Raw genomic sequence first — 14,050 nt, forward strand, 5'->3', positions numbered from 1 at the left:
GGGTGCAAAAGTAGCACCTTTATTTACATTTACAAGGGTTTTTATTATATAATTTCAATCTTTTTTATAAGTTACTGGTCTGATGGTTTTTATAATGAAAAGTTTTTTTGAGTATTTTGAAATTATGGCTGGTTTTGCCTGTTCGCCGTGCTTTTTGCCACAAAGGCACCAGGACGCAAAGTTTGCTTTTTCCCTTTTTATTCGGCTTTACTTGTTTTTCAAAGCGACACAAAGCTGGATTTTCCTTGATTGTGTTTGGTTCTCGCAAAGTCGCGAAGTCGCAAAGCCTCACTTTTTCTTCCTCAAAACGGATTATCTTCTTCTGAAAACAGCTCCCCTAGCCCCGATAGTAGTGGAAATCCTTTTGTGTCTCGTTTCTTTAACGAGACACAAAAGATTGGAACGGATAGCGGGATTAGCTCCTGATTAAATTAGAGGTTTCAGGTTTCAGGTTTCAGGTTTCAGGTTTCAGGTTTCAGGTTTCAGGTTTCAGGTTTCAGGTTTCAGGTTTCAGGTTTCAGGTTTCAGGTTTCAATAAATAGTAATGTTCGCTTTGCTCAGCCTGATAGTTTTTTTTTCTCCTTTATATATATGTGTAAAAAATAAACCTAACAGGTTTTGGAAACCTGTTAGGATGTGAATGGAATTGGTGGGTTACCTTAAAACAAATAATCCCGACTGTTTTGAAACGGTCGGGATTTACTCTTATATAATATAGTATAAAAAAACACTCTCTAAGATGTATACTTAGTTGTTGATACTATCTATTGCTTCTTTTGTAATTTGAATGCTTTTTAGTTTTGCCTGATGATCAAAGATTGGGCTTGTAACCATAAGTTCGTCTATTCTTGCGTAATCAATGAACTTTTTTAAATCGGTTATTAATTGTTCTTTGTTTCCTGTAAAGGTTCCAGCTGTCATCTGATTTACGTGGAAACGTTCTGCTTCATTCATAATATCATCTAACGACGAAACTGGCGGCTGTAATCCTTTGCGGTCGTTTCTAATTAAGTTAAGAAACATTTGATACAAACTGGTAGATAATAGCTCTGCTTCTTCGTTTGTGTCTGCAGCAATTATATTGACACAAGCCATTGTTTTGGGTTGGTCTAAATATTCTGAAGGCTGAAAATTTTCGCGATAAAACTCAAATGCCTGAATCATTAGTTTTGGTGCAAAGTGTCCGGCAAAAGCATAAGGTAATCCGTAAGCTGCTGCTAAAGCTGCGCTGTCCATACTTGATCCCAGGATCCAAATTGGAACTTTTAAACCTTCGGCTGGGAATGCACGTACTTTTCCTGTTGCGTTTTCGGCTGAAAAATACTCTTGGAGTTTACTCACATTTTGCGGAAAACGCTGTGCCTGATCAAAAAAGTCTTTTCGGATTGCTTCGGCGGTTGGCTGATCTGTTCCCGGCGCTCTTCCTAATCCTAAATCAATTCGGTTGGGGTAAAGTGTTTCTAAAGTTCCGAATTGTTCGGCAACTACTAAAGGAGAATGGTTCGGAAGCATGATTCCGCCAGAACCTACGCGAATGTTTTTTGTCTGACTTGCCACATAACCAATCAAAACAACTGTTGCCGTACTGGCCACGTGTGCCATATTGTGATGCTCGGCAAGCCAAAATCGTTTGTATCCTAAATTATCTGCTAATTGCGCTATGTCTTTTGTTTTTTGAAATGTTTCTGTGGCATTGCTATCCTGAGTGATGATAGCGAGGTCTAATAATGAGATTGAAATTGGGTTTTTCATATAAAAAATGCTAGTCTACAAAATTAACTCATTTATATGGATACGTTTTGTTTTCTAATGTTAATAGAATTATAATATTTGTAGATACAAGTATTATGTAATTTAATATAAGATTTTAGGAATTGCTTCTATATCAGTTTCATCTTCCTACTCAAACAACAACAGAAATTATTTGAATCAACAATTTCACATGAAATAAAAAGATAACTAATTTTAAGTCTAAATTTGTATTTTAAAAACAACTTTCGATTTTAGCCTTTCCTCAAATGACGCACAAAATTTTAATTATAGACGACGAAGAAAAACTTAGAAGTCTGCTGGCAAGAATTATAAAATCTGAAGGATTTGAAGTTTTTGAGGCGAAAGATTTAAAATCGGGTTTTAAAAAACTGGAGCAAACCGAAATTGATGTTGTTCTGTGTGATGTAAAATTACCTGATGGAAACGGAGTCGATTTTCTTCAAAACATAAAAGGAAGTTTCCCTTTCGTTGAAGTTGTTTTGTTAACTGCTTTCGGAAATATTCCGGATGGTGTTCAGGCGATGAAAAATGGCGCTTTTGATTATATCGTAAAAGGAGATGATAATGATAAAATTATTCCGCTTCTTTATAAAGCTGTAGAAAAAGTGCAATTGCAGAAAAAAGTTCAGCAACTCGAAAAACGTATCAACGACAAATATTCTTTTAATACTATTATTGGAAAATCTAAGGGAATTGAACAGATTATTGATCTTGCCAAAAAAGTCGCCAAAACCGATTCGACTGTCTTACTTACTGGAGAGACCGGAACCGGAAAAGAGGTTTTTGCACAGGCAATTCATGAAAACAGTAATCGTGTTGGCAAATCTTTTGTGGCTTTGAACTGTAGTACTTTCAGCAAAGAAATTTTAGAAAGCGAACTTTTTGGTCATAAACAAGGGGCTTTTACAGGAGCTTTGAAAGATAAAAAAGGTTTTATTGAAGAAGCGAATGGTGGCACATTATTTCTGGATGAAATTGGTGAAATGCCAATCGAACTTCAAGCCAAATTATTACGTGTTTTAGAAACCAGTGAATATATTATGGTTGGCGACACCACTCCAAAAAAATCAAATTTCAGATTAATTGCTGCAACAAATAGAGATTTAAAAACAGAAAGTGATGAACACCGTTTTCGTTCTGACTTATATTTTCGTTTGAATATTTTTGAAATAAAATTACCTCCTTTGCGCGAAAGAGTAAAAGATATTGCGCAAATTACACAGCATTTTGTTAAGCAATTTTCTGAAAAAACGAATAAAAAAACTTTAGCTATTTCAGATGATTTTCTGCAGAAACTAGAAAATTATTCCTGGCCGGGAAATATCCGTGAGCTTAAAAATATTATCGAAAGATCGGTTATTCTGAGTAATGGGAATACTTTAACTTCGGATGTGCTGCCTTATGAAATGCAGCATCAACCTGAAAAAGCAACAAAATCGATGTCGGCTTTTTCGATGCAGAGTATTGAAAAACTGCATATTCAGAAAGTTTTAAATTATACCAAAGGCAATAAGGCTGAAACGGCAAGATTATTAGAAATTGCAATTGCGACGTTGTATCGAAAGTTGGAAGAGTACGGAATTCAATAATAAATTAAATTCCAATCCAGACAGCTACAGGGATAAATTCCAAATTCCTATTTTAAAGGTCCAGCGGAGCAAGATGTTTATAGAAGAATGTAATCGGTTTTTAAGTCAAAGCTCCATCGGAGCGACATCTTAATATTTCCTTATAATTTAACATACCACCCCGATGGGGTTTTTAACGAACGTTGTAATTTCTATAAACATATCGTCCCGCTGGGACTTAAATGCCAAAGTTAAATAACCTTATCATTTCAATAAAAGCTTATCATTTTGATAGGCTTTTTTTATGCTTAATTTTTGGCACGAAACTACATTCCTTTTATTGACAACACTTTAGCTACACCCCAACTTTTTCGGAACATATTTTGGCATAAGGAGAAAGAACAAAAAATTCATTCTCATGAAAACTCAAGTAACCTCAATCTACAAACAAGCCGAACGCTTTGCCGAGATCACCAAAAAATCTATAATTTCTGGAAATATCGTGCGTGCAAAAAAATGTCTGGCACTTGCAGAACGCTTATTTATTTCCGGAAGTATCGAAACTAAAAATGCCATTTCAAACGTGTACATTTTCTCTGTTTCTTCTTTTATGGAAGTGCGTCACTGCAACATTTCACATCTTTTCCCTCAAACGCTTAAAGCGGAATATATCAAACAAGTTAATACTTCGGGCGTATAAAGCTCAATCGGTTAATTGTTTAATCGCATGACAATCTAAAATCTATCCCGAAGCCTCGGGACTAAAATCTAAAATAAATCATATGATCACTTTTCTTTTACTCGCATTGGCCGTTGTGTTGTTTGCGATTTGTTTTAAATCTGTTGAATTCTTTGAAAAAATCTAAATCATGACAGCACTATTTATTGTTTCAATCGCCGTTTTCGTGTATTTGGTTTATGTATTAATCAAACCTGAAAAATTCTAAAATCTAAAATCAACAATCTAAAATTCAATATATGAACACAGAATTATTAGGTATCATAGGTATTTTTCTCCTCACCATTGTTTTAGCAATTCCTTTAGGGAAATATATTGCTAAAGTTTTTCTGGGAGACAAAACATTACTTGATCCGATTTTCAATCCAATTGAAAAATTTATTTTTAAAATCAGCGGAATTAATCCTGCTGAAGAAATGAACTGGAAACAGCACTTAAAAGCACTCTTGAGTGTAAATATGGTGTGGTTCTTTCTCTGCTTTTTTGTTTTGCTTTTTCAGGGATCTTTATTTTTAAATCCCGACAACAATCCATCCATGACGCCAGATTTGGCATTTAATACGGCTATTTCATTTGTAGTAAACTGTAATTTACAGCACTATTCTGGCGAAAGCGGAATTTCGTATTTGTCACAGATGGTTTTAATGTTTTTGCAATTTGTTTCTGCTGGTGTCGGAATGGCCGCTGCTGCAATGATTTTTAATGCAATGAAAGAAAGAACTACCGATAAGCTAGGAAACTTCTATAACTATTTCATTAAAAGCTGTACTCGTATATTACTACCTCTTTCTACAATTGTAGCAGTTGCTCTATTATTTAGCGGAACTCCTATGACGTTTGAAGGAAAGGATACCATTACAACTTTACAAGGCGATTCAGTACAAGTTTCACGCGGACCGGCTGCAGCTTTTATTGCTATTAAACATATTGGTACAAATGGGGGTGGATTTTTTGGAGCCAACTCAGCACATCCATTAGAAAATCCAACTTATTTTACTAATGCGGTTGAACTTTGGGCGCAATTAATTGTACCGTTTGCGATGATTTTTGCACTTGGATTTTACCTCAACAAAAGAAAATTCTCTTACATCATTTTTGGTGTAATGACGGTTGGTTTTTTACTCTTAGTGATTCCAACGATTTCAAGTGAGCTTAACGGAAATCCTGCTATCGAAAAAATGGGAATAGCGCAAACAACGGGAGCAATGGAAGGAAAAGAAGTTCGTTTTGGCCCCGCCATCTCAGGATTCTGGAGTATTGCTACAACTGTAATTTCTACCGGTTCTGTAAACAGTATGCACGATAGTTCTATGCCGATATCAGGAGCGATGGAATTACTTGCGATGATGGTCAACGCCTTTTACGGAGGTTGCGGCGTTGGAATCCTGAACTTTTATATTTTCATCATTCTGGCTGTATTTATTTCGGGTTTAATGGTGGGTCGAACACCAGAATTTTTAGGTAAAAAAATCGAAGCGCGAGAAGTTAAGATTGCCGCTTTTATTGCCATTCTTCATCCTTTATTAATATTAGCCGGAACAGCTTTAGCTTCTTATTTTGCTGCAAATGACACGGCAATGGGTTATTGGTTTAGCGGAAATGCTACGGGCTGGTTAAATAATCCTGGAAATCACGGATTTTCTGAAATGTTATATGAATATACTTCGAGTGCTGCTAACAACGGTTCTGGTTTTGAAGGTCTGGGAGATAATAATCCGTTTTGGAATATTACTACAGGAATTGTATTGTTACTAAGCCGCTTCATTCCGATTATTGGGCCATTGGCAATCGCAGGATTACTGGCAAACAAAAAATACATTCCTGAAAGTGCCGGAACTTTAAAAACGGACACTTCTATTTTTGGAGTTATGGTTTTTGCTGTAATCGCAATTATTGCTGCCTTATCATTCTTTCCGGCGTTGGCTTTAGGTCCATTGGCAGAATATTTTACACTAAAATAGTGCCCAACAAACATAGCCCGTGGTTTCAACCACGGGGGCACAGATTGTAATATGCGTTGCGCTAGCGGTTGAAACCGCTGGCTATGTTTTTATCATCTATTTGTTTTCCAACGCATAACATTTAACAAATAACATTTAACTTTTTACAAGAAAATGACAACTAATAAATCAACATCATTGTTTGAAAGCAAACAGGTCAAAGAAGCCTTAGCGCAGTCTTTTGTGAAGCTGAATCCAAAACTGATGATCAAAAATCCGGTAATGTTTACCGTAGAAATAGGAACTGCGATTATGTTTGCCGTTTGTATTTCCATATTAATGGGAGCAACAGATCAGGGCAGTTTTACTTATAATTTAATTGTGTTTTTGATTTTACTTGCAACGCTTTTGTTTGCCAATTTTGCGGAAGCTATTGCTGAAGCCAGAGGAAAAGCGCAAGCCGACAGTTTAAGAAAAACACGTGAAGAAACTCCGGCCAGACAGATTTTACCTAACGGAGAAATCAAAAATATCAGTTCATCTGAATTGAAAAAAGGAGATATTTTCGTTTGCGAATCGGGAGATTTAATTGCAACTGACGGAGAAATTATCGAAGGCTTGGCTACTATTGACGAAAGTGCTATTACTGGCGAAAGTGCTCCTGTAATTCGCGAAGCCGGCGGTGATAAATCTTCCGTTACCGGAGGAACAAAAGTACTGTCTGATAAAATAAAAGTAATCGTAACCTCAGAACCTGGAGAAAGTTTCCTGGATAAAATGATTGCTTTGGTTGAAGGTGCCAGCCGTCAGAAAACGCCAAACGAAATTGCTTTGACAATTTTGTTAGCGGCCTTTACCTTAATCTTCGTGATTGTTTGTGTTACCCTAAAACCTTTTGCAGATTATGCGAATGCACCTATAACGATTGCCGCTTTTATTGCGTTGTTTGTTTGTTTGATTCCAACTACAATTGGCGGTTTGCTTTCTGCAATTGGGATTGCGGGAATGGACAGAGCACTGCGTGCCAACGTAATTACAAAATCTGGTAAAGCGGTAGAAACTGCCGGAGATATTGATGTCTTGCTTTTGGATAAAACCGGAACCATCACAATAGGAAATAGGAAAGCAACCAATTTTTATCCTTCAAAAGGCGTTTCAGAAGAAGATTTTATAAAATCTGCTGTGTTAAGTTCACTGGCAGATGACACTCCGGAAGGAAAGAGTATTGTGGAATTGGCGGGAGCCGAAACTGCCAATAAATTATCAATTGAAGGTGCTACTTTAATCAAATTTACCGCAGAAACCAGAACTTCCGGAGTTATTTTAAAAGACGGTACCAATATTCGAAAAGGTGCTCAGGATGCGGCAAAAAACATTGCTGTTCAGGCAGGAAATAATTTCCCTGAAGATACAGCTCAAAAAGTAATTGATATTTCTACTAACGGAGGAACGCCATTGGTGGTGATAAAAAACAATCAGGTTCAGGGTGTTATCGAATTGCAGGATATTATTAAAACCGGAATGAAAGAACGTTTTGACCGATTGCGAAAAATGGGTGTAAAAACTGTGATGGTTACGGGAGATAATCCACTTACGGCCAAGTTTATTGCAGAAGCTGCCGGTGTTGATGATTTTATTGCCGAAGCGAAACCTGAGGACAAAATGAACTACATTAAAAATGAGCAAAACTTAGGAAAATTGGTTGCCATGATGGGCGACGGAACTAATGACGCTCCTGCCCTTGCACAAGCAAACGTGGGTGTCGCGATGAACAGCGGAACTCAGGCTGCCAAAGAAGCAGGAAACATGGTCGATCTTGATAATGATCCAACGAAATTAATCGAAATTATCGAAATTGGAAAACAGCTTTTAATGACTCGTGGAACTTTAACTACTTTTTCTATTGCAAATGACGTTGCGAAATATTTTGCCATTGTTCCTGCTCTTTTTATTACTGCGATTCCTGCGCTCCAAGGTTTAAATATTATGCATTTGCATAGTCCTGAGAGCGCGATTTTATCAGCGGTTATTTTTAACGCGATTATCATTCCGATTTTGATTCCGCTTGCGCTGAGAGGCGTTGATTATAAACCTATTGGAGCAAGTGCAATTCTTAAAAGAAACTTGTTGATCTACGCTTTAGGCGGATTGATTATTCCATTTATCGGGATTAAATTGATTGATTTACTTGTTGCTTTATTTATGTAAAAAAGGTTCTAAGGTTCTGAGATGCTAAGGTTCTAAGATTTTCTTCTTAGTCCCTCAGAACCTTAGTCTCTTAGAACTTTAAAAAAGAACTCAAATTAAAAACACGGACTTTGATTAGTAGCTTCAAAGAAAAAAAAACTTAGAACCTTAGCATCTCAGAACCTTAGAACCTCAAAAAATGAAAAATATATTCTCACTATTAAAATTGACACTGCTTACTTTAATCTTGTTTGCACTTATTTACCCTCTTGCAATTTATGGAATTGCACAATTTGCTCCGAATCAGGGAAAAGGAGAAACTATTTTGGTTAATGGGAAAGTCGTGGGCTACCAAAAAATTGGTCAGAAATTCGATAAGCCAAATTATTTCTGGGGAAGACCTTCGGCTGTAGATTATAATGCTGCAGGAAGTGCCGGAAGCAATAAAGGACCAAGCAATGCTGATTATTTAGCTTTGGTTCAAAAAAGAATTGATACGTTTTTAGTCGTTCATCCTTACTTAAAAAAATCTGAGATTCCGTCAGATATGGTAACGGCTTCAGGAAGTGGATTGGATCCGAATATTTCTCCGCAAGGGGCTTTGATTCAGGTAAAACGTATTGCTCAAGAACGAAAATTAACTGAATCTAAAGTAAAGGCTTTGGTTGAATCTAAAATTAATACGGCTGTTGTTGGTCCTGAAACGGTTAATGTTTTGGAATTGAATGTGGCGCTGGATGAACTTTCTAAAAAAGGTTCTGATCCCGAAGCTTCGGAACTGAGTCGCTAAGGTTCTCAGTTTTTCTCCTAACAGGTTTTGGAAACCTGTTAGGTATGATAATCTACATCAACCAGTAATCATAGAGTAACCACTCTGTTTGTCATCCTGAGGAACGAAGGATCACAAACGAAATTCCGCAAACAGAGTTGCCAATCTTTGTCGATTTTCTGGTGTGATCCTTCGTTCCTCAGGATGACAAACTGAAGCGAGAATTGGAATAGAAAACTGAAACTTAAATAATACCTAACAGGTTTTGTCCCGAAGCTTCGGGATTGCAGGAAAAAAAACTTCCTTTTACCCTGAATGCCCTAGCCCCGATAGTAGTGGAAATCCTTTTTCTTTTTTCTTTAAAAAGGAAAAGATTGAAACGGATAGCGGGAAACAGCTCCTTAAAAACCTACTAATAAAATTAATACGCCTTTTTTACCCAAAAAAATCTAAATAAATAATGAGGATGAGATTAGCTTACGCTCAGTTCGCTGGCGCTCGAGTGCTTCGTTCCTCGCAATGACAAACAAAATGAAAAAAATAATACTTACTGCTTTAATCGCATTTGGTTTTAGCAATTTACAGGCGCAAGAAGAATCAAAAAGTCCGTTGACGTTCTCAGGATATTTAGAAACTTATTATAGTTATGATTTTGGGAAACCGGAGAATCATACACGCCCGGGATTTTTTTATAATTATAACCGAAGCAACGAAGTGAATCTGAATTTGGGTATGGCAAAAGTGAATTATTCGAAAGATAATATTCGGGGAAATTTTGCTTTGATGGCCGGAACGTATGCGCAATATAATATGTCGGCGGAGCAGGATTTACTGAAAAATGTTTATGAAGCCAATGTTGGTGTCAAGATTTCGCAAAGTCATAATTTGTGGGTTGATGCGGGAATTATGCCAGCGCATATTGGTTTTGAAAGTGCAATTGGAAAAGATTGCCAGACCTTAACCCGAAGTATTCTGGCTGAGAATTCTCCTTATTATGAAGCGGGAGTTAAAATTGGTTACACCTCTGAATCTGGCGCATGGTATTTGGCCGGAATGTATTTGAACGGCTGGCAGCGAATTCAGAAAATTGACGGAAACCATACGCCTGCATTTGGAACGCAAATTACGTATAAACCAACTGATAAAGTGGTTTTGAACTGGAGTACGTATGTTGGAAATGAACAGCCTGATATCGACAAAAAATGGCGTTATTTCAATAACTTTTACGGGCAATTTAAAGTAACAGACAAAACAAATATTACGGCTGGTGTTGATGTTGGTTCGCAACAATCGGCTAAAAGTAGTAACAAATACGACACTTGGTTTTCGCCTGTTTTAATTCTGCAATACAAACCAATTGATAAGATTCAGATAGCAATGCGTGGAGAATATTATAGCGATGAAAAAGGTGTAATTATCGCAACAGAAACTGAAAACGGTTTTAAAACTTACGGATTTTCGGCTAACTTTGATTATCTAGTTACTGATAATGTAATGTTTAGAATTGAAGCCAGAAATCTTTCGAGTAAAGATGAAATATTTACAAAAGATAATCTCTCAACGGATACGAATACGTTTGTGACGACTTCGCTGGCGATTTCTTTTTAAAATTATTTTGCCACAGATTTCACAGATTAAAAGGATTTCTATATCTCTTTATGTTGATTTATTCGCCACGAATTACACAAATTTCCACGAATTATATCAAATAAAAATTTGTGAAAATTTGTGTAATTCGTGGCTAAAAAAAATCCTTTTAATCTGTGAAATCTGTGGCTAAAAAAATAAAAACTTTGCGACTTAGTGCCTTCGTGGCAAAACCATATGGAACAGAAAGAAAAAAATAACGCACAACACTTTCTCGATTTAATTCAGAAATCACGGAAAGGAAAGTTTAAAGTCTACATTGGGATGAGCGCAGGTGTGGGAAAAACTTATCGGATGCTTCAGGAAGCGCATTCGTTGTTGAAAAACGGAATTGACGTAAAAATTGGTTACATCGAAACACATATGCGGAAGGAAACGCATGAGCTTTTAGCTGGTTTGCGTGTGATTCCGAGGCGAACTATTTTCTACAAAGGAAAACAGCTCGAAGAACTCGATGTACAGGCTATTATAAACCTTCGGCCTGAAGTAGTGATTGTTGATGAATTGGCGCATACAAACGTTGAAGGAAGCAAAAATGAAAAACGCTGGCAGGATGTTTTAGAGATTCTGGAAGCGGGAATTAATGTGATTTCGGCAGTTAATATTCAGCATATTGAAAGTTTAAATGAAGACGTGAAGCGCATTACAGGAATTGATGTTCAGGAACGAATTCCGGATAATGTTTTACGTTTGGCAGATGAAGTGGTTAATATCGATTTGACGTCTGAAGATTTGATTGCACGTTTGAAAGAAGGAAAAATTTATACGGCTGACAAAATTCAGACCGCCTTGACTAACTTTTTTAAATCGGAACAAATTCTGCAATTGCGTGAATTGGCTTTGAAAGAAGTAGCGAGCCAGGTGGTTCGAAAAGTTGAAAATGAAGTACCTCAAATTAATGCTTTAAAACACGAAAAATTATTGGCTTGTATTAGCAGTAACGATAAAACGGCAAAAATTGTGATTCGAAAAACGGCACGATTAGCGAGTTATTATAATGGAGCGTGGTATGTTTTGTATGTTGAAACGCCAAAAGAAAGCAGTACCAAAATTGCCTTAGACAAACAAAGGCATTTAATTAATAACTTTAAACTGGCCGTACAACTGGGTGCCGAAGTAATTAAAATTGAACATAAAAATATTGCCGATGCGATTTTGATGGCTGTTGAAGAAAAACAAATTACAACTGTCTGCATCGGAAAACCGCATTTGAATTTATTTAAAGTAATTTTGTCTACAACAATTTTCAGACGTTTGTTAAATCGCCTGTCTTTATCGAATGTGGATCTTGTTATTTTATCTTAAGTGTAAAATGATTTATGTAAAATGTTAGATGTTTTAGGGAAACCCATTTTAGATCTCACAACTCACATTTTACCAAAAAACAAAAATATGAGAATTAAAACCAAATTGAATCTGGGTGTTGGCTTATTATTTTTAATGATCATTATACTTTCGTTAGTAAGTGGTTATTCTGTTTTTTTGATAAAAGCAGACACAGAGAATATTCTGAAAGCGAATTATAATACGCTGGAATATTCGCGAAATATGATTTTGTCTTTGGATGAAATTAAGAAAAGTCCCGATAATAAGATTTCTGTTTTCAAGGAATATCTTGAAAAACAGACGCAAAATGTTACCGAGCCCGGCGAAAAAGAAGCAACAGCCAAACTTGAAAATGATTTTTTACTTTTAGAAAAAAACAGTTCTGATGAAAGTATAAAAGCACAAATCAGGCAAGACATTTTTGCGATTATGAAACTGAATCTGGATGCCATAAAACAGAAAAGTGATATTGCCAAACATACGGCCGAAAATGCCAATTTATGGATTGCGATTGTGGGCAGTTTATGCTTTTTGATTGCTTTTAACTTATTGGTGAATCTGCCAAATAATATTGCCAATCCGATTAAGGAATTAACTGAGAGTATTAAAGAAATTGCCAACAAAAATTATTCAGAGCGCGTACATTTTACCAATCATAACGAATATGGCGATTTGGCCAAATCGTTTAATACGATGGCGCAGAAACTTCAGGAATACAGCGACAGTAATTTGTATAAGTTGTTTTTCGAAAAGAAACGATTAGAAACGCTTATCAATAATATGAATGATCCTATTATTGGTTTGGATAACGACGGCATTATTCTGTTTGTAAACGATGAAGCACTGAAAATTATCGGTTTAAAATTGGAAGATGTTATCGGAAAATCGGCTTCTGCCCTAGCCCATTCTAATGATTTGATTCGTTCCTTGATTGTAAAAAATGATACTGATTCTCCTAAAAAACAACCGCTAAAAATTTATGCACACGGCAAAGAAAGCTATTTTGAAAAGGAAATTCTGAACATTACCATAATTCCAACAGGCGAAGAAAAAGAAATCAATATTGGCGACGTTATTATTCTGAGAAATATTACACTGTTTAAGGAACTGGATTTTGCCAAAACCAATTTTATTGCCACCGTTTCACACGAGTTAAAAACGCCAATTGCATCTATAAAACTGAGTTTACAATTGCTTGAAAATGCCAAAACCGGCGACATGAACGACGACCAGAAACAATTGGTCGAAAGTATAAAAGATGACAGTCAGCGTTTATTGAAAATTACAGGCGAATTGCTAAATTTATCACAATTAGAAACCGGAAATATTCAGCTGAATATCGAAAAAAGCAATCCGCACGAAATTGTAAATTACGCCGTTGAAGCCGTAAAAGTTCAGGCAGATCAAAAGCAAATTCAATTGGTTATTCATGCTGATGAAAATCTTCAGGACGTAAAAGCCGACAGCGAAAAAACAGGCTGGGTTTTGATTAATTATTTGTCGAATGCAATTCGATATTCTTCTGAAAAAAGCACGATTGTCATTCAATTAAAAAAAGAAAACAATCAGATTGTATTTCAGGTTATCGACACCGGAAAAGGAATTGACGCTAGATACAAAGACAAAGTTTTCGACAAATATTTCCAGGTTCCCGGAAGTCAAAAATCCGGAACCGGATTGGGTTTGGCGATCAGCAAAGAATTTATTGAAGCCCAGAATGGAAATGTTGGGGTTGAAAGTAATTTAGGATTGGGAAGTACGTTTTGGTTTTCGTTGAAGGTTTAATTTTTTTATACTATTTTGGAAATAAATCTTTAATTTTGAATATTAAAATGAATCGATATGGATATGACAGCGCAAATAAAAGAAAATTTAATTTCAAGAATTAGAGATTCAAAGGATATGATTTTTTTAAAAGCTCTTCAAACTATTCTTGATTCCTCTGAACAAGCTTTATATGAATTAAATCTTGAGCAACAACCTTCTATTTCAAAGAGCCGAAATCAAATAAAAGATGGCAAATTCCATAAAAACGAAGATGTAATCTCAGAAATGAAAGAATGGCTAAAAAAGAAATAATTTGGTCTGAACTAGCCAAACT

11 protein-coding genes are annotated in these 14,050 nt (G+C 36.0%); 10 read left to right on the plus strand and 1 reads right to left on the minus strand.

Translation table 11 applies throughout. From position 1 onward, the window contains the following. Positions 1-747 precede the first annotated feature (747 nt). Positions 748-1,752, minus strand: a complete 1,005-nt coding sequence (locus JOD96_RS10030) for an LLM class flavin-dependent oxidoreductase (RefSeq protein ID WP_209564146.1) — start codon at positions 1,750-1,752, stop codon at positions 748-750. Between the two features lie 266 nt (positions 1,753-2,018). On the opposite strand from JOD96_RS10030, the gene JOD96_RS10035 reads away from it, so the two are divergent. From JOD96_RS10035 to JOD96_RS10080, 10 genes are all read left to right on the plus strand, one after another. Beyond that, a complete protein-coding gene (locus JOD96_RS10035; RefSeq protein WP_209564147.1) occupies positions 2,019-3,362 on the plus strand; it encodes a sigma-54-dependent transcriptional regulator in 1,344 nt (447 codons plus the stop codon). A 397-nt stretch (positions 3,363-3,759) separates the two neighbouring features. Further along, positions 3,760-4,041, plus strand: coding sequence for a hypothetical protein (locus JOD96_RS10040; RefSeq protein ID WP_209564148.1), 282 nt, complete (start codon positions 3,760-3,762; stop codon positions 4,039-4,041). Between the two features lie 169 nt (positions 4,042-4,210). Then, positions 4,211-4,288, plus strand: coding sequence for a K(+)-transporting ATPase subunit F (kdpF, locus tag JOD96_RS10045; RefSeq protein WP_073489533.1), 78 nt, complete (start codon positions 4,211-4,213; stop codon positions 4,286-4,288). A gap of 31 nt (positions 4,289-4,319) precedes the next feature. Beyond that, complete coding sequence (kdpA, locus tag JOD96_RS10050) at positions 4,320-6,041, plus strand: potassium-transporting ATPase subunit KdpA (protein ID WP_209564149.1); 1,722 nt, start codon at positions 4,320-4,322, stop codon at positions 6,039-6,041. 153 nt (positions 6,042-6,194) lie between these two features. Continuing rightward, positions 6,195-8,228, plus strand: a complete 2,034-nt coding sequence (gene kdpB / locus JOD96_RS10055) for a potassium-transporting ATPase subunit KdpB (protein ID WP_209564150.1) — start codon at positions 6,195-6,197, stop codon at positions 8,226-8,228. Between the two features lie 178 nt (positions 8,229-8,406). Further along, complete coding sequence (locus tag JOD96_RS10060; protein WP_209564151.1) at positions 8,407-8,997, plus strand: K(+)-transporting ATPase subunit C; 591 nt, start codon at positions 8,407-8,409, stop codon at positions 8,995-8,997. A gap of 510 nt (positions 8,998-9,507) precedes the next feature. Beyond that, positions 9,508-10,584: a porin gene (locus JOD96_RS10065; protein WP_209564152.1), complete on the plus strand. Its 1,077-nt coding sequence runs from the start codon at positions 9,508-9,510 to the stop codon at positions 10,582-10,584. Between the two features lie 216 nt (positions 10,585-10,800). Beyond that, positions 10,801-11,928: a sensor protein KdpD gene (locus JOD96_RS10070; RefSeq protein WP_209564153.1), complete on the plus strand. Its 1,128-nt coding sequence runs from the start codon at positions 10,801-10,803 to the stop codon at positions 11,926-11,928. 87 nt (positions 11,929-12,015) lie between these two features. Then, positions 12,016-13,734: an ATP-binding protein gene (locus JOD96_RS10075; protein WP_209564154.1), complete on the plus strand. Its 1,719-nt coding sequence runs from the start codon at positions 12,016-12,018 to the stop codon at positions 13,732-13,734. A gap of 57 nt (positions 13,735-13,791) precedes the next feature. Further along, a complete protein-coding gene (locus JOD96_RS10080; RefSeq protein WP_209564155.1) occupies positions 13,792-14,028 on the plus strand; it encodes a hypothetical protein in 237 nt (78 codons plus the stop codon). Positions 14,029-14,050: the final 22 nt, after the last annotated feature.

The sequence above is a fragment of the Flavobacterium sp. 1355 genome (genome assembly GCF_017833415.1).
Lineage (GTDB): Bacteria > Bacteroidota > Bacteroidia > Flavobacteriales > Flavobacteriaceae > Flavobacterium.